Here is a 16,049-nt window from a genome sequence, read left to right as displayed (position 1 = left end):
TCCCAGAGGATTTCCGATGCCTTTTCAAGTCGCAACCGCGATCCCGCGCCGCGCCGTGACCCCAGCCGCCTTCGTCCGCGGGGTCGTTGCCGCTTACGAACGTTACGGCCGCGATCCGACCGAGGCGCTGAGCCGGGGTCAGGTAACGCCAGACCTTGTCAATTCTCCGGGTGGACGGGTCACGGCCGGCCAGTTCGAGGCGCTGGCGGGCCATGCCATGCGCGAGCTCGATGACGAGGCGCTCGGCTGGTTCTCGCGCCGGCTGCCCTTCGGCACCTACGGCATGCTGTGCCGCGCCTCGATCACCGCCCCGACGCTGGAGGTCGCGCTCAAGCGCTGGTGCCGGCACCATCGTCTGCTCACCGAGGACGTGCTGCTCGATCTCGCGGTCGGCAAGGAGACCGCAGTCGTGTCCATCCGTGAACTGCGCGACCTTGGATCTCTACGCGAATTCTGCCTGGTCACCCTGCTTCGCTATGTTCTTGGCTTTTCCTGCTGGGCCGTGGATTCCAGGATCGCGCTCCGCGCCGCGGAATTCCCGTACGCCGAGCCCGGCCATGTCTCGGTCTATCCCACCATCTTTTGCCGAAACATCCGCTTCGATGCGGACCGTGCTTCCATCACCTTCGACAAGCATTATCTGTCGCTGCCGCTCACCCGTAGCGCGGCGGACCTCGACAACATGCTCAAGGGCGCGCTGCGGCTGACAGTGCTCCCCTATCGGCGCGACCGGCTGCTGGTCGAGCGCGTTCGCCGCGTGCTCCGCAATGCGCGCGGACGCAGTCTCGGAGCCGAGGATGTCGCAAGCGAGCTGGCACTCTCTACCCGCACCATGCATCGGCGCCTGAGCGAGGAGGCGACCTCATTGCGCGATCTCAAGGAAGAGGCAAAATTCGAGCTCGCCAAGCAGGAGCTGATGCGCGGTCGCAGCCCGATCAAGCGGATCGCGGAGATCGCCGGCTTCCGCAACGAAAAGAGCTTTTCCCGCGCCTTCCGCAGCTGGACCGGTACCTCGCCGCGCGAGTTCCGCGGCCGGTATCGCTGACGCGCGGGCTGTCGTGCCGTTGCGGCCTCCGAGATCCAACTCGGAGGCCGCAACATTTCGAAACCGGTCTCGATCAGTTCGAGTTGGTCTGCCCGCCCGGGCGCAGCTTGGTGCGCGAGTGCGTCTGCTTCGGCTGGAAGGCCAGCGCGTCTGTCGACGTCTTCGCGCCGCCGCTCTGCGAGCACGAGCCGCCGATGCCGCCGGCCGCCGCCCGGCAGGCCTCCATCGTCGGATATCCGCAGCCATGCGCGGCCTGGGCGCCATTGGTGATGCAGTAGTCTTCTGCCTGGGCAGCCGGCGCGGTCATCATGAGAAACGCAGATGCAAACAGCGTCGCAGCGGATGCGACGAACGTCTTCGAGATCGAGGTCATGTTGTCTTTTCCTGCTTCAGGGTCCCACAAAAGAGGCCTCGGCATGCGATGCAGGCTGAGGTTCACACCTCGCATGTAGGCCGGCGCCAGGAACCGGCAATCACGGCTCGGCGCATTGCAGGACTTCCCAAATCACATGTCACAGTTAGGTGAGTTACTTATCTTTTTATCCGCCTTATCCGAACTTCTATCCCAGCAAGGGAATAACCCCCGCGCCTTCAGACGTTTGGATGTCGTTGTGCGAGCTACGTTCTGGGACAGTTGCCGCCGAACTATCCTGCCGCCGCGATCTTCTGCAACGGCAGCGGCACGTCCTTCGCTACGCCCAGCACCGGGAAGCTGCGGACGTTCTTCACGTTCGGCATCGCGGCTAAATGCAGGAGCTGCTGGCGCATGCTCTCGACGCTCGGCGCCACGCATTTGAGAAGATAGTCGGTGTCGCCCGAAATCCGCCAGCACTGCTGGATGCGCGGGATCGCGGCGATCGAGCTCTCGAACGCCGCCAGCACCGGCTGGGCCTGGCTGCCGAGCTGGATCGAGACGAACGACACCACCTCGTAGCCGAGCAGCCGCTCGTCGATGACGGCGCGCACCGCCCGGATCACGCCGCGGCTGAACAGCGATTTCAACCGCCTGACGCAGTTGGGCCCGGACACCCCGACGCGCAGCGCCAGCTCATTGTTGCGAACCCGCCCGTCCTGCTGCAACTCGGAGAGTATTTTCAGATCGACGCCGTCGAGCTGGTCACGCCCGGCCATACCCCCACCTCGCCATGAGCCTGTCTTGCGCGGCAGCGAAGCACGGAGCGGAATGGCTGCCAAGGGCAGGACGATGGGAAGAACCCGCGTGGTTGCCCGGGCTTATTCCGGCCAGCCGCGGGCTTTCACGCGGGGCTAAAAACAAGGATGCCCGGGACCCGGCTCCACCAAGGCTTCGCAGGGCATTCGGTGTTGGGCCGGCGAAGCTTCAGCGAAGACGGCAAGCCCGGGCATGACCAGAGTCTCGACGCGTGGCCCGCCCTCAATGCGTCCAAGGCTCGCCGCGGCGGAACGAGAAATTGTCGGCATAGGCGACCGGACGGCGCACCGATTCCTTTGGCTCGATCACCTGGTAGGCGATGCCCTTGCGCTCGCAATAGGCGACCGCCTCTTCCTTGCTGTGGAAGTGCAGCGTGATCTGCTGCTTCATGTCGCCGGACGAGGTCCAGCCCATCAGCGGCTCGACCGCGCGCGGCTGCTCGGGCTCATAGTCGAGCTGCCATTCCTTGGTTTTGGACCGGCCGGATTGCATCGCGTTCTTGGCGGGCTTGAAAATGCGTGCGGTCATGGATGGTCCGGGCCTCTTGTTCGTCTTTTCGTTCGATTTCGATGCGGCACGGTAGCAGTTGGTGGAAACCGCGGGCATAGTATAGAGACACCTTTAGGGAACTGATCCGTGATTCCGGCCCCCGGGATGCCTCGCCGACGGGTATAATCATTATGCTGCATCGTGACAATTGCGTACCCGCCTTCCGCGCCGGGATCTCGCCCGGCGGCCCTGCTTCGTTGACGCCCACCTGTCCGTCCCCTCCGAAAGCTCCCGTCGCATGTCCTTCCTGAACATCAACGCCACGCTCCCCGAAAAGGGCCGTGACCTCAGGCTCGACCTGTTTCGCGGTATTGCGAACTGGGCCATCTTCCTCGACCATATCCCCGACAACGTGGTGAACTGGATCACCACCCGCAATTACGGCTTTTCCGACGCCGCCGATCTGTTCGTCTTCATCTCCGGCTACACCGCCTCCTTCGTCTATGCACGGATGATGCTCGAGCGCGGCTTCCTGGTCGGCGCCACGAGGCTGACCAAGCGGGTCTGGCAGCTCTACGTCGCCCATATCATCCTGTTCGTGATCTACATCGCCTCGATCAGCTATCTGGCGCTGCGCTTCGGCGATTCCGAGATGATCAACGAGTTCAACGTCGCCGGCCTGGTCGACAATGCCACCGAGACGCTGCGCCAGGGCCTGTTCCTGCGCTTCAAGCCGCTCAATCTCGACGTGCTGCCACTCTACATTGTGCTGATGGGGCTGTTTCCGCCGGTGCTGTGGTTCATGCTGCGCAAGCCGGACCTGACGATGGCATTGTCCATCGTGCTTTGGCTGACCGCGCGCCATTTCGGCTTGAACCTGAACGCCTATCCGGCCGGACAGTGGTACTTCAACCCGTATTGCTGGCAGGTGCTGTTCGTGTTCGGCGCCTGGTGCGCAATGGGCGGCGCGCGGCGCTCGATGGCGCTGATCAATGCGCCGGTCACGCTCTGGCTCTGTCTCGGTTACATGCTGTTTGCGCTGGTCATGACCATGGCTGGCCGTTTCCCGACCCTCGGCGGCATGTTCCCGGAATGGCTGTTCTCGGCGTTCAACCCGAACGACAAGACCAACCTTGCGCCCTACCGCTTCATCCACTTCGTCGTGATCGTGATCCTGGTGATCCGCTTCGTGCCGAAGGACTGGCCGGGCCTGGAATGGAAAGGGTTCGATCCCATCATCGTATGCGGCCAGCAGTCGCTCGCCGTGTTCTGCGTCGGCGTGTTCCTGTCCTTCGTCGGTCATTTCGAGCTGTCGATGAGCTCGGGCTCGCTGTTCGCGCAGATCTTCGTCAGCGTCGCCGGCATCGCGATCATGACGACAGTGGCCTATTACATCTCCTGGTCGAAGAGGCAGGACAAGCCGCTGAAGCCGCCGCCGCCCAAGCCTGCCGCGGCAAAGGCCGCTTGAGGGGGCAGCGATACCGCGCCGGACGACAGCGACGCCGCTTCAGGCTGCCGCTTCGCTGTCGTACTCGGTGAATTTCTTGTAGATCCAGTCGCGGCCGTCGTGGCGGCGCCAGACCTTGCCGTAAACCAGCTGCCCGTTGATCGAGCGGCGCGGCACGAACACGGTCCAGAGATGCCAGATCTCGGTCCAGCTCGCCTGCGGACCGATGGTTCGGACGTTGCGATCGAAAGACATGATGCAGAACTCACAGGATACGAGCACTGCGACGAACTGTGATATCATGTGAGCACGAATTTCAGGCAGCCGTCGCGAGCCGGACCGATCTGATAACAGTCACGAAGACGGCCGCAACAACCGCTCGTCCTTAACCTAACCGATCAACCTTACTTCCTGTGCGCGCGCGGCAAGACCGGTTGAAAGCGGTCGCCGATTTTCCTAGACTGTGTGTGATTTGAGAATGAGCGCGTCGTTTTGAGGACGTGCGGTTATTTCCAGGCTGACGCAAATTTTTGAAAACTATTAATGGGCGGGGGCCACCACGATGAATTTGCAATGTGCATGTGTGCGCTTGGCGCTGCGTTCGACGCCGCCTGCTCTGCCCGCGAAGACGCCGGAGCAAGACCCGCGGAAGGCCGCCAACGACAATCAGCTGGCCTGGCCGTTCCTGCCGTTTCCGTTCGGCTGGTACGCGACGAACTGATGGTCGGAAAAGCGTAACGCCGCGCAAGCGGAATATCATCGCTTGGCGGCGCCCGTTAGGCATTGGGCGCTGAAATCCCCCAACACCTATACGTGCATGGCGACGACAAAAGGTTCGACAAAGTTTTACGATTTCCGCACCGCCCGATCTGCCCAATGGCTTGAAAAATCGCGCAGAAGTCGCGTTGGGCAGGGAATGAGCGCCGAGGGTTTGGAGGGCTTTGGCAGCTCCGGGCATCGGCACTGAACGCGCACCATGCTCGGCTGCTGCGCTCTCGCCTGGATCGCCTGGCGCCTCGCCGACGGGCTGTTGTTCTCTGGTGCGGTTCCGACCCACCTCCGGACTGGTCGGGGCAGCTGGATTCGAACCAACGACCTGCAGTACCCAAAACATACCAGCTAGTCCCTCACCCACCATCCGGCACCATCCCAGGCCTCAGTCGCGGCCTTGAAATCGCCCGCTCCCTCACCTCGTGCCATCCATCACCTGCTGTGATTGGCGCCGCGGTGCTTCCCCCGTGCTTCCCGGAGGACAAATGAGCGGTCAAACCATCACCAAAACTCTCGTCGACGGCCTCGAAAAGCAGGCGTCCGAATACACGGTATGGGACGCCAAGCTTCCCGGGTTCGGGGTGCGCGTCCGACCGACTGGGGCCAAGTCATTCATCGTCGTTTACCGGGCCGGAACCGGCCGGACCGCGCCCGTTCGCCGGCTCACCCTGGCGGCCGTGGGCAAGATTGCCCCGGAGGCCGCTCGAACCCAAGCCAAGATCCTGCTGGGAACCGTGGCAAACGGCGCCGACCCCGCTGCGGAGAAGCGCGCGAATCGCCCCAAGCGGGAGCGCCTGACATTCGATGAACTGGCCCAGCTCTACCTAGACCAATACGCGAAGGTCCGAAAATCGTCCTGGAAGAACGATGAGGGGTACTTGAAGAAGCCCCGGGCGAAGTGGAAGCGCCGAATCGCCTCCGAAATTACCGACGACGACGTCGCCGAACTCCTCGAGGAGATTGGCGCCACGGCGCCGGTCGGCGCCAACCGGACGCAATCGGTCCTGCACACCCTGTTTTCATGGGCCAAGGAGCCGGGCCGGAAACATGTGCCAGTCAATCCTGTGGCGGACATGCGCCGGCGCTATCAGGAAAGACCGCGGGAGCGCGTCCTTTCGGACGACGAGATCAAGGCTCTCTGGTGGGGCTTGGATGACCCGGCCCTTCCCGCCGGGCGGCCGATCGCGCTCGCCCTGCGATTCATTCTCGCAACCATGGTCCGGCCCGGCCAGTCCGCGGGCCTACTCGTCCCCGAGCTCGTCGGCTTCACCTCGGATGACCCGCAGTATCACATCCCGAAAAATCGGGTGAAGAAGCGGCGCGAAGTGATTGTCCCTATGAGCGGTTTGGCGACGTCAGTTGTGCGCGAAGCTATCGTTTCTGGAGACCAAGGGGCGGTCTTTTGTTCCTGGGCGGTGTGGTCCGATTCAGACGATTCGCGACCGGCGGACGGAAGCCCGACTGATCGTCCGCCTCGCCATCTATCCCCGATCACCCGAGATGCTCTGTCGGCCGCGCTCAACGGCCGGCCGGCAAAAGGAAAGCGGCCCGCTCGCAAAGGCATTCGAGAGCATCTCGGCATGGCGCATTTCACGCCGCACGACCTCCGACGCACGGCTGCAACGATCGCGCGCCGCGGGGGCGCTAAACGCGAGGACGTCAAAGCGTTGCTCGATCACCTCAAGGGCGATGTGACGGCGACTTACGACAAATACGACATGCTGCCGGAAAAGCGGACGGTCGTCGCGATTCTTGAAGCGGAGCTCCGCAAGATTATCGGCGCCAGGCCAAATTATTCTAGGCCGGAAATAGTTTTTGATCGGGACAACGTCCTCTCGATTGAGGAACAAAACATCGCCGTAGCCAGCTAGATTCAGCGGGGTACAGCGATTCAGGTGAGCCGAATAACAACGGCAGCAGGCTCTTGCGTGCTGCCGTTGACTTCCTGACAATCTGCGATAGCATTTTAGTGTTCAAGCCAAGGTGTCGCGCTTCGGGCAGCGCGTTGTTTCTCTCGTTCCTTGGATAGACGGCTTGAACCGAGGCAACCGCCCTCCTCCAAGGAATATGACATGTCTCAATTTCTCACCACCACGGAAGCCGCGCGCCACGTTCGCTTGTCGAAAGCGACGATGGAACGTCTGCGCGTTAAGGGCGGCGGTCCCGACTTTCTCAATCCTGTGCCTGGGCGCGTGCTCTACGACGTCGTCGACTTGGACGCGTGGATGTGGAGTCGTCGGCGCCAGTCGACCTCGGAAACGAAAGCGGCCTAAAGCTACCGGCGCGCATGCGCGCGCCTTCACCGGCCAAGCATTCCCAAACACCAGATAATGAGGGCCAAAATAGCCACGTCCCCGCGGGCGCCAAAAAGAATGGCCCCGCCGACTGCCAGGTCGTACGGGGCCAGAAACCGAAAACGTGAGAAATGGATAATACAACCATCGTTGACAATCAACGAACTACCTGCGTCCACCTAGTGCCGGCAGCGCCTGCGGTGCTGCAATGAACGCCAGACTTGATCTCTCAGTCGACCTGTCGGTCGGGCTCGAACATCTTAAAAAGCTCGACTCCAAAGGTGTGCACCAGCTCGCTGCGTTGCATCCTGAAAGCAACGAAAAGCGCTTCATAACGTTTCGTCTGGACGCAATTGGAGAGGCGCGCGCGGCAGTATTTCTCCGCGAACTCGCGCCGAACTGCAATATCTACTACTCCGCCAATGAGGTGCGTTCGGATCTGGGCGACAAACGAGCCAAAAAAGCGGATATCCAAAACGTCCGTATGGTCATTGCGGACCTGGATCCTGCCAAGGATGTCGTTCTGACACCCGAAGTTCTGGCGCGCGAGCGCGAAAGGCTTGAAGCTATTCGGGAACGCGTGGCTTGCGAGGATGAGTGTTTCTACTCGTTCGCAGTCGATTCTGGCGGCGGCGTTCAATTGGGCTGGCTGTTGGAAGAAAAGCTACCCGCCTCGAGATTCGCGGATCTCGCCGAAAACCAAACACGCGGCATATTGAGGCAGCTTGGTGCAGAGGAATCTACTACCGACATCACTCGCCTCTGCCGCCTGCCAGGCACATTGAATTTTCCGACTGCGGCAAAGCGCAGGCAAGGTCGTAACGAAGTCGCGCCCGCTCGAGTAATTGAGTACATACGCAACAGCAACACGACCCTGGAGGAGCTCGCAGAATGGGCCACTCCAGTCGAGCCCTCCCGTAAGGCGAGCGCGGCCGCAGATACCGAAATCGATCTGAATATCGAAGCAATTGAGGAGACGCGCACGACTGGGAGGGCCCATCCCGACCTGCAACAGAAGCTGGACCGCCTCCGCGATGAGGATCGCAAGCTCGATCGCCTTTGGCTAGGCGACAAATCCGCAATCGGTGGGCATGACACGTCCCGGTCTGGCTTTCTTTTCGCTCTTGCGATGCGCCTGCGAAGAACCGGGCAATTCACTCCGACCGAGTTCGCGCAACTCGCCGCCATTTGGGACTATGGCCCGGAGGATCTCGACGCCCGTCAGTTGGCTCGCGCCTGGTATAGAAATAACTCGGTTGCAGCAGAGGAAGAATTCACGGCTGTCCCCGAAGTGCCGTCCTCGACGTTGTCTGTCAATTGGCTCGCGCCCTTTGATGTCAACGAGCTTCCGAAACGCGAATTCGTCGTTGGACGGTTCGTCGCCAAGCAATACGTTTCGGCTCTGATATCTCCGCCCGGCGTCGGAAAGACCACCTTCCTTCTGATGATGGCTGTGGCGGTGGTAACGGGACGCGGCGAAATCCTCGGTTTTGATGTCCCGCGACGCGAGCGGGTCTTCCTCTTTAATCAGGAGGACGAGCTCGCCGAGCTCAAACGGCGTCTGGCTGCCGTAATGGCGCAATTCGACGTCAAATGGACGGACCTGATGATCGGTGGGGAGCCGGCCCTCGCTATCCAGTCCGGCGCTGATCGCGCGTTGATGTTCGCCAGGAAAGACGGCGAGCATGTGATCCGGTCGAGGGATGCTGTCGATGTCGAGACGTTCTTACAGGAGAACAGTGTCGGTCTGGCGATCTTCGACCCGTTCGTCGAACTCCACCCTGTCGACGAAAACAACAATGTTGAGATCGCAGCCGTCGGCCGGATATTCCGCCGTATCGCGGTAAACGGAAGGTGCGGGGTCGTTCTTGCCCATCACACCCGGAAACCTCCGAACGCAGCGAACCGGGATTCTTACGCCGGCGATATGGACGCCGGTCGTGGTGCCGGCGCTCTGAACGGCGTCGCCCGCATGGTCGCGACGCTCTACACCGTCGATCAGGCAACGGCGAAGAAATACGGCCTGCACGAGGCGGAAGCTCGCAACTACGTGCGCTTTGATGATGCGAAGGCCAACTTGGCTCTAGTCGCCGGCGAACCCCGCTTCTTCCGACGCGAGGGCGTTGTGATCGGTGGGCTTGGTGGCGAAGAAGTTGGCGTGCTCGTGCCGGCGAAGCTCAGTCGGGCGAAAAACGCCACTCAAACTACGTCCGACGAAAATGCTCGCATCCGCGATGCGGTCGCCAGTCTGCTCAGAACGGCTGACGGCCGCCGAATGACCGTCAAATCTGTTGCCGACGAGCTGATTGACACTGGCCTGGCCGAACTCGTCTCCCCGGAGGCCCTCCGGAAGCGATTGGGCCGGTTGTTCGAACAACCGCAGCATTATGGAAATGGCGACCAGATCCGCAGCGAAAACACCCGCGAGAAGGGCAAACAGGGCCGCGCGCTGCAACTCGTTCTCGATATTGCGGACAACAAGACATGATAGCCGCGCAACTGTCCTCGAAAGCGAGAACAATGAACGTTTACAATAACATCCCAAACATTGCGGACATCAGGACACGCGGTATTGCGGACACCAATGTCCGCGAAGCTCGAAACATCCAATTTTCCCAGAAGGTTGGCGTTTTTGCGGACAGCGGGACAACTCCACCCCTTCGGGGGGATGCGTTGTCCGCAATACCCCAGCGGGCGGAGAAGCGCGCGGCGCTCCGCGCCGCCGCGGGTCGCTTTTCATTTTCACTGATCGACGAGCGCTGCTGCCGCCTCGGGAGGACTCAATGAACCGCTTTACTCCTGGCCGCTCCTTCAAGTCCCGAGGCCGGCCGTACCAGATCCTCGGTACCAAGGATCATTGGACCCGCGACGACCGCTACGTCGAGATGATCCGCTATCAGTCGGTTTGTGCCGAACCCGGTTGTGACCGCACCTTCAGGGCTCTCACGACCAAGAGCAGGATCCGAAAAGGCCAGCTCAACAAGCGCTGCGAACTCCACCACGCGCCCGGCATACCTATTCCTGTCAAGAAGGTCAGGAAGAAGCGCTCGAAGGCACGGCCGAAGAAGCCTACGGCGGCGGCGCTGCTGAGGGCGCGCAGAGAGCGGGCGATCCAACGGGCCCTCCTCGCGGTGCAACGCGTCCAGCGCCCCTCCTATCTCGACTGAGGGGCCTCGTGGCGGGCTTGCAGGGGCCTTCCAGGTGCGGCAATCTGGCGTTGAGCTCTAGAACGGAGATCTTCCCGATGCCCCGCGGTCAGTTCTACACGGTCTTCACCTTGGGATTCGCGAGTGCGATCGCGCTGCTGGGGGTCATCGCGGGCCTGGCTCTGCTCTTCTGGCATGAGCCGTATTGGTGGGTTGCTCGGACTTTCGACGGCCAGGTGAATTGGCTCTCGCCGCTTTACCTCTCGCTTATCGTCGCCGGTGCTCCTCTGTTCGTGGCCTATTGGATGGTTCGCATCCAGCAAACGATCGTTCGCTGGTCCGGCGATCGGCTGATTGCGAGGCTTAACCAGCAATACACTGCGATCGAACAGACGCAGGGCCGCGAATACGCCGACGAGTTCATGCGACTGCAGGCGCAAACGATGATTGAAGAGAGCGGGGGCGAGCCGTTCAATCTCTTCGGACGCGAGAAAATGCTCCACGCCGCTGCTGTCGCCGGCGTCCGCCCGCCGACTTGATTACAGTCGTCGAGGACCCTTGTTCTCCGCTGCGCAGCCGGATAGCGCGGCAGGCGCGCCTGCGAGCTGCCGCGCGAAAAGTAATCCTCTCAGTTGTCGTCCTTGCGACGTAGCCCGGACAGCCGAACACGGGGCGCTACAACCCCGTTCGGGCGCCAAAGTCGCGCATAAGAAATCGCCAAAACGCACAAACTCGATAGTGATTCGGAGTGACGCACCTTCGTGTGCCGAGTTTTGCGAGCGTAGCTGACCAGACAAAACGCGAGAAGCGCAGGAAAAGCCCGGTCCGAAAGGCACTCTCGTGCGAAGTCGATAAAGCCGACAAACCACCCAACGTTGACCGACCGCAATTCCAGTGATCCCAAAGCACAGGGGGCTCACGGGAGAGCAAGCATGCGCAATGAACAGGACGTCCTCGAAGTCACAGCGATATTCACTCGTAATCCCGACCGCCAATCATGGTCGCCGGCGGGGGACGTCGGCGCTAGTGACCAGCCTCCACACCCGGCGCCGCCGGATGCAACGACTGCGGCTGCCGACAACGTACCGTACGAGCCCTCCCCTGAGATCAAACAAGCGATGCTCGCGGCGGCCCGCGGTCGGCATCTGGTCGACCGCCTTGCCGCGCTTCAGAACGAGGCCGTCGAAAAGTACACCGGCATCTCGCGAAGCGAGCTCGGCTTGCGCGTCTGGAACGCGCCGATGGCGGCGGTCGCAAGTCGCCTCGGGCTCAAAAAGCACGTGCTCATGCGCATCTGCAAACTCTATGAAGTGCCGACGCCGCCGAAGGGCTACTTCAACACGAGTTTCGCCAACCGGCCGGTCCGATGGACCCGCCCTGCCGTGGGGGCTGACCGCAACGGCCGCCCCTCCTCACTACCATGAGCACGAGGTGTTCAAGTCTCTCCAGCTTGGGTCCATCGCCCCTGTCGCGTGCGGCGTTGACGGAGGCCAATGTACTGCGCGGAGGCAGTCGATCGCGAAAGTATGTGCCTGTAGGAAAACCCCGCTCATCCGATGGTTGGACTCGACCCACGGCCTGCAACGTGGTTGCATACGGCATCCGATAAAACCTTTTGGGGGATGGGAATGAAACAGCTCATTTTGGCTGCCGCACTGGCGCTGGCCACAACCGCCGCACAAGCGCAGTATCTCAGCGGCACCGGTTCAAATCCGAGTACGCATACCTCGTCGGGATATACCCGCAGCACCGGTACTTACGTGGCGCCGTACGTCGCGACCAATCCGAATGGCACGCAACGCGACAACTTCGGCACCAGCGGCAACTATAATCCGTCCACCGGTCAGACCGGTCACCGGACCCCGCGCTATTGATTGTAACCATTGGAGACGTTCGATGAATTGTCGCCGGTTGCGACAACGAAGTCGGACGTCTTTCTTGATAAAGGCGAAAGGTGATGGCCAAGTCGCGCCCAATATTTACAGTCCTATTGCTGCTTACGCTCTCCCTGTTTTCGCGCGTTGTCCACTCTGCCGAAGTCAAAGTCGGTGTGGGGAAATCTGGACAAGCAACGATCTGGATCACCGGGGAAATTGTACCTGGTGACGCCGACAAGTTTTCGCAGTCAGTACGGCAAGCCAATGATTCCGGGAAATTTGTCGCCAACGTTAGATTGGATTCTCCGGGCGGCAATTTGCTCGAGGGGGTCAAGATTGCCGACGCCATAAGGTTCGGCAAAACATCCACCAACGTGGGCAAGACGGCGGTCTGCGCCTCGGCTTGCTTTCTGATGTTCGCTGCAGGTTCAACCAAGAACGCCGGCTATGGCGCTCAGGTCGGCGTCCACGGCGCGTCAGGAGAAAACGGAGAGGAAACGGCGGCATCAGGCGCGGCGACGGTCTCCATGGCTAAGATCGCAAAGGAGTTGGGCGTCCCATCCGCAATCATCGGCCGCATGGTCGTTACGTCTCCACAAGATATGGTTTGGCTAAGCCCGCAGGAGCTTCAGTCGATGGGCGTCACCATGATGGGCCGTCCCTCTCAAGTCACTCCGCCAGTCGCCAGTCTGCAACAAACGCCACCCAATTCACCTTTGTCGTTATCACCTTCAGGAGCGGCACTCTCCGCCGCACGAACAACGCCCAACGCCAGTCCTACCTGGGCGGAAATTGTAAACAGGGCGATGGAAAAATCAGCAAGTCAGAACAACGGGAAGCCGCTTTTTAGCCGCTCCTGCCAGCCCGAACTGAAGGTGTGTAACGTCGGCCTAAGCTACTTGGATAATCAGGGGAAAGTGGCGTTCTTGAAAACAGTCGAGGACATGAACGGCAAAGTCATTGCACGTGAGGCATGCACCTTGAACGATTTCCAGGACGTCCGAACTTGCGTCAACTGGGACGATGGCAGTAGTCATCGTGACATGAAGGATAGTAATGGCGTTTGGACGAAGGTCGCGGACCAATAGATGTCCCTCTTCCCGGCACGCTCCTTGCTAACTGGACTGCCCGACCATGGAGGCGGGCCCCAATGGGGCAACGAGTTCGTATTCTTAGACGCCCAAAGCCCAGTTCGACACATGTCGCTCGCAAGCTCGTGCGATTGCTGGATGCGATCGAAGATCTTGAGGAAGTGAGAGCGAAGGTTCGCGCGGCTGAGCCCGCTCGGTGCTGCATCAAGGACTTGGTCCCCGAAGCTGGCTAGCAGGTGGACGCTTCGGCCCTCGCCCCAAGGAAAATTCCCAGGTCACTCGCTGCGCCGCTTCCGAAATGGGATCACTCGTCCCCGCCTGGCGGGCGGGGCCGCGGCTCTGTGGAGGCGGATCATGCTCGAACGGCGTCCATTCGACCTCTTCCATTGCGTAGGCGATGTACCGCCGGCGCTCGCTGAGCGAGGCGCAGATCCAGGGGAATTCTTCGGACTCTGATTCCTCGCTCTCCGGGTCACCAGGATTGAGCGGGTTTGGCGGGGCTCTCCCACATGATTCCCCGGGCGGGCAACTCGACATATTCGCATCCTGGCGGTCCCTGCATTCGTCCATCACGAAAGCAATGTCATCACGTCATCTGCGACGAAGATGCCAACAAGGCCGCGGTAAGCAGGCACGGCAAATCCTGCGGCGTCTTTCCGCGCAAGGCGCGCTCAGGAGCAAGAATGCGGTTCGATATCGCTGAATTTGGAGCGAAGAATCACCTTGAGCTCACTTCGATCAGCCTTGGTGCTGCCCACCGAAAATCCCAGATGAACGTGGTGGATACCTTCTGCGGGCGCAGGCTCGAACGTGAAAGAACTTCCGGATTTGCTTTTGCAGCTTTCGATATCGCCCACGTTGCCGGTGATCGCCCCTATGTAAGTTGAACGAGATCGGCCTTTTTCACGATCCGACTTCTGCTTCTGGCAACCAAGCTCATGCACACCCACAGTCTGTGGGACGTGCCGTCTCCAAACGACCGACTCGACCTGACCGTCCTCGCTTGGGAATTGAAAGACATTCCGCCACATCAAATCCTTGTCTTCGTTCCGCATCCACGGATCGAAGAGAAGACGAGAAACAAAGTCGCCTGGGGGAATGCTCGACACGCGCCCTACTTGAGCGGTAAATGCCGTAAGATCGACGGTGGGATGCGGACGCCCAAGAACCGCTGAGACGTCACTTGGACGCCTGACGGATCTCCGGGCCTAGTGACTAGATGAAGTAGCTTCGGCTCAACTGTGACGACGCATTCCTTGCCCGGCCTATCCCAGACAAACATGACATCACCCTCTCCGTCTGGAGCTACCTTCGGTAGGAGGACGGTAGAAGGCAAGCAGAACAGGAACTGCTCAGCAGACAGCGCAGATCCAGCTCTCACTTTACTCGAAAGCCCTGACCAGTTTGGCGCAACGTCCTTCAGCCGACGCACGGCAGATATCAGGCGGCTCCGTCGAGCATTGAAACTGTCATCATCTGGGGCGGTCTTGTCCGCTTGAGCCGCGCGACTGGTCCCAGATACGCGCATTGTGCGGAAATCGGACTCCATCGGTCCCGTCTGGATAGCCGCTGGCGCGATCAGCGCGGCCCAACTCCATAAGCCGACCGCCTCCGTCCCCGTGATTGATTGAAATTGGAGATGTGACATTGATCCACTGTTAGGGATCGATGTGTCATCCCATCTCTGGGCGCTGTTCGTCATTTCGAACTTCCTGCCAAATGAGATTTCAACGTATCCGTGCTTGCAGAATCGAACGCTGTCCAAATATCTTCGTGAACAAACTCTAATTTTTCAGAAATAGCGTCGTTAGATGGCTCGAACTGTTCAATCGTCAGTCGGTCGATATCGAATAGAATCGAGCCATACGGCAGATCCGGACTCTCGGGCTCAAGTCCAAGCGTCACCAGCCGAAGGTTTGCCTCCAGCGGGGAGGACTCGATTCGACCGAGGAAGTGATCTTTAGACAGCAAGAGCGCTTGCGGAATGTCCGCCGTCGCCTTGATCCAGTCTTTCACGTCCGGAAATTCCTCGGACCGAGGTATCCTGTTTGTGTAACGCAGCCCCAGCTTCGAGATGATTCCAGGCTGCAGATGCGGCGCGCAGCTTGCCCACAAGGACATCAGATTGTCTTTGAATACGGCCCAGCCGCTATAAGACTCATTCCACTGGAAAACGAAGTTGGTCTTTGAAACTAGCACCGATTTTTTATCGTTCTTGGTCGCGAAGCGAAACGCGACCCCGGCAGCGGCGGGCGCAGCCGGTGTGACTGGGGGAGGTCCTCCCAACACGATTTGTAGTTGAAGGTTCTGGACTGGCTTCAGAGAGGGAAAATCTTTCCCTAGCACGTTCAGCAAGGCGGAAAGATTAAGATCCTCGTCGTTCGTCGTCGCGAACGCGATCTCACACGCGACCTGAGCGATGGTCGGGTTCGGGTAAGTCGGATGCTGGTCCTTCAAAGCGTGCCCTGACCGTGCAGAATCGTGGAATCACTACCTCATTATCTGGAGCAAATGTCAAATTGAGCAAGCGGGTTTCGCCGTTTTTTGAAGCGATTCTAGCCACTTTCGACCGTCACGCACTTACATTGCAGGCGCAAATAGCCTGCTCTTGTCGGCACGACGTTACCGCCCTCCTCCACCAGTGCGCCCGCAGAGAACGCCGCCCAATCTGCCATCATCCGCCCTCGCTTCTCCAGCATGCCCCCGGCGGTATGCCGC

The 16,049-nt window shown here is 60.4% G+C and carries 17 protein-coding genes; 12 read left to right on the top strand and 5 right to left on the bottom strand.

What is annotated here, in order from left to right; all coding sequences use genetic code 11:
* Positions 1-16 precede the first annotated feature (16 nt).
* Entirely contained in the window at positions 17-1,045 is a 1,029-nt protein-coding gene (locus ABIB80_RS20625) for an AraC family transcriptional regulator (protein ID WP_219680217.1), read from the top strand.
* A gap of 73 nt (positions 1,046-1,118) precedes the next feature.
* Here the strand turns inward: ABIB80_RS20625 and ABIB80_RS20620 are convergent, their stop codons facing one another.
* From ABIB80_RS20620 to ABIB80_RS20610, 3 genes are all read right to left on the bottom strand, one after another.
* Entirely contained in the window at positions 1,119-1,418 is a 300-nt protein-coding gene (locus ABIB80_RS20620; RefSeq protein WP_007591343.1) for a DUF3551 domain-containing protein, read from the bottom strand.
* Positions 1,419-1,690: 272 nt separating this feature from the next.
* On the bottom strand, positions 1,691-2,176 hold the full coding sequence (locus ABIB80_RS20615) for an Lrp/AsnC family transcriptional regulator (protein WP_354128212.1): 486 nt from the start codon (positions 2,174-2,176) through the stop codon (positions 1,691-1,693).
* Positions 2,177-2,438: 262 nt separating this feature from the next.
* Positions 2,439-2,744 (bottom strand): ETC complex I subunit, encoded by a 306-nt coding sequence (locus ABIB80_RS20610; protein WP_007591346.1) that lies wholly within the window; start codon positions 2,742-2,744, stop codon positions 2,439-2,441.
* 259 nt (positions 2,745-3,003) lie between these two features.
* Here ABIB80_RS20610 and ABIB80_RS20605 point away from each other — a divergent pair, with 259 nt between their 5' ends.
* On the top strand, positions 3,004-4,173 hold the full coding sequence (locus tag ABIB80_RS20605; RefSeq protein ID WP_007591348.1) for an OpgC domain-containing protein: 1,170 nt from the start codon (positions 3,004-3,006) through the stop codon (positions 4,171-4,173).
* Between the two features lie 39 nt (positions 4,174-4,212).
* Here the strand turns inward: ABIB80_RS20605 and ABIB80_RS20600 are convergent, their stop codons facing one another.
* Positions 4,213-4,407, bottom strand: coding sequence for a hypothetical protein (locus ABIB80_RS20600; RefSeq protein ID WP_007591350.1), 195 nt, complete (start codon positions 4,405-4,407; stop codon positions 4,213-4,215).
* 334 nt (positions 4,408-4,741) lie between these two features.
* On the opposite strand from ABIB80_RS20600, the gene ABIB80_RS20595 reads away from it, so the two are divergent.
* The 10 genes from ABIB80_RS20595 (at position 4,742) to ABIB80_RS20550 (ending at position 14,218) form a co-directional block, all read left to right on the top strand.
* A complete protein-coding gene (locus tag ABIB80_RS20595; protein WP_256375792.1) occupies positions 4,742-4,873 on the top strand; it encodes a hypothetical protein in 132 nt (43 codons plus the stop codon).
* Between the two features lie 535 nt (positions 4,874-5,408).
* Positions 5,409-6,794, top strand: coding sequence for a tyrosine-type recombinase/integrase (locus ABIB80_RS20590; RefSeq protein ID WP_354128211.1), 1,386 nt, complete (start codon positions 5,409-5,411; stop codon positions 6,792-6,794).
* Between the two features lie 201 nt (positions 6,795-6,995).
* Positions 6,996-7,196: a helix-turn-helix transcriptional regulator gene (locus ABIB80_RS20585; protein WP_085385260.1), complete on the top strand. Its 201-nt coding sequence runs from the start codon at positions 6,996-6,998 to the stop codon at positions 7,194-7,196.
* A gap of 229 nt (positions 7,197-7,425) precedes the next feature.
* Positions 7,426-9,705 (top strand): AAA family ATPase, encoded by a 2,280-nt coding sequence (locus ABIB80_RS20580; protein ID WP_354128210.1) that lies wholly within the window; start codon positions 7,426-7,428, stop codon positions 9,703-9,705.
* A gap of 295 nt (positions 9,706-10,000) precedes the next feature.
* A complete protein-coding gene (locus ABIB80_RS20575; protein WP_354128209.1) occupies positions 10,001-10,384 on the top strand; it encodes a hypothetical protein in 384 nt (127 codons plus the stop codon).
* 77 nt (positions 10,385-10,461) lie between these two features.
* The gene (locus ABIB80_RS20570; RefSeq protein ID WP_354128208.1) at positions 10,462-10,902 is read left to right on the top strand and encodes a hypothetical protein; all 441 of its coding nucleotides are present in this window, start codon (positions 10,462-10,464) and stop codon (positions 10,900-10,902) included.
* 393 nt (positions 10,903-11,295) lie between these two features.
* Positions 11,296-11,787 carry a hypothetical protein gene (locus ABIB80_RS20565; RefSeq protein ID WP_354128207.1) on the top strand — a complete coding sequence of 164 codons (492 nt, stop codon included), beginning with the start codon at positions 11,296-11,298 and terminating at the stop codon, positions 11,785-11,787.
* 204 nt (positions 11,788-11,991) lie between these two features.
* Positions 11,992-12,237, top strand: a complete 246-nt coding sequence (locus tag ABIB80_RS20560) for a hypothetical protein (RefSeq protein WP_247452942.1) — start codon at positions 11,992-11,994, stop codon at positions 12,235-12,237.
* A gap of 83 nt (positions 12,238-12,320) precedes the next feature.
* The gene (locus ABIB80_RS20555) at positions 12,321-13,328 is read left to right on the top strand and encodes a COG3904 family protein (protein ID WP_354128206.1); all 1,008 of its coding nucleotides are present in this window, start codon (positions 12,321-12,323) and stop codon (positions 13,326-13,328) included.
* 686 nt (positions 13,329-14,014) lie between these two features.
* Entirely contained in the window at positions 14,015-14,218 is a 204-nt protein-coding gene (locus ABIB80_RS20550) for a hypothetical protein (RefSeq protein ID WP_354128205.1), read from the top strand.
* An 811-nt stretch (positions 14,219-15,029) separates the two neighbouring features.
* Here ABIB80_RS20550 and ABIB80_RS20545 read toward each other — a convergent pair.
* Positions 15,030-15,788, bottom strand: a complete 759-nt coding sequence (locus ABIB80_RS20545) for a TIGR04255 family protein (RefSeq protein ID WP_354128204.1) — start codon at positions 15,786-15,788, stop codon at positions 15,030-15,032.
* Positions 15,789-16,049: the final 261 nt, after the last annotated feature.

The sequence above is a fragment of the Bradyrhizobium sp. i1.15.2 genome, assembly GCF_040548425.1.
GTDB lineage: Bacteria > Pseudomonadota > Alphaproteobacteria > Rhizobiales > Xanthobacteraceae > Bradyrhizobium > Bradyrhizobium canariense.
Note: the sequence above shows the minus strand (reverse complement) of the source record. Positions and strands in the feature narration are given on the sequence as shown.

Coding starts and splice junctions, on each gene's coding strand:
- ABIB80_RS20550 (WP_354128205.1), top strand. CDS start 14,015: ATGCGGTTCGATATCGCTGAATTTGGAGCGAAGAATCACCTTGAGCTC.
- ABIB80_RS20600 (WP_007591350.1), bottom strand. CDS start 4,407: ATGTCTTTCGATCGCAACGTCCGAACCATCGGTCCGCAGGCGAGCTGG.
- ABIB80_RS20575 (WP_354128209.1), top strand. CDS start 10,001: ATGAACCGCTTTACTCCTGGCCGCTCCTTCAAGTCCCGAGGCCGGCCG.
- ABIB80_RS20560 (WP_247452942.1), top strand. CDS start 11,992: ATGAAACAGCTCATTTTGGCTGCCGCACTGGCGCTGGCCACAACCGCC.
- ABIB80_RS20555 (WP_354128206.1), top strand. CDS start 12,321: ATGGCCAAGTCGCGCCCAATATTTACAGTCCTATTGCTGCTTACGCTC.
- ABIB80_RS20590 (WP_354128211.1), top strand. CDS start 5,409: ATGAGCGGTCAAACCATCACCAAAACTCTCGTCGACGGCCTCGAAAAG.
- ABIB80_RS20625 (WP_219680217.1), top strand. CDS start 17: ATGCCTTTTCAAGTCGCAACCGCGATCCCGCGCCGCGCCGTGACCCCA.
- ABIB80_RS20580 (WP_354128210.1), top strand. CDS start 7,426: ATGAACGCCAGACTTGATCTCTCAGTCGACCTGTCGGTCGGGCTCGAA.
- ABIB80_RS20605 (WP_007591348.1), top strand. CDS start 3,004: ATGTCCTTCCTGAACATCAACGCCACGCTCCCCGAAAAGGGCCGTGAC.
- ABIB80_RS20565 (WP_354128207.1), top strand. CDS start 11,296: ATGCGCAATGAACAGGACGTCCTCGAAGTCACAGCGATATTCACTCGT.
- ABIB80_RS20610 (WP_007591346.1), bottom strand. CDS start 2,744: ATGACCGCACGCATTTTCAAGCCCGCCAAGAACGCGATGCAATCCGGC.
- ABIB80_RS20585 (WP_085385260.1), top strand. CDS start 6,996: ATGTCTCAATTTCTCACCACCACGGAAGCCGCGCGCCACGTTCGCTTG.
- ABIB80_RS20615 (WP_354128212.1), bottom strand. CDS start 2,176: ATGGCCGGGCGTGACCAGCTCGACGGCGTCGATCTGAAAATACTCTCC.
- ABIB80_RS20570 (WP_354128208.1), top strand. CDS start 10,462: ATGCCCCGCGGTCAGTTCTACACGGTCTTCACCTTGGGATTCGCGAGT.
- ABIB80_RS20620 (WP_007591343.1), bottom strand. CDS start 1,418: ATGACCTCGATCTCGAAGACGTTCGTCGCATCCGCTGCGACGCTGTTT.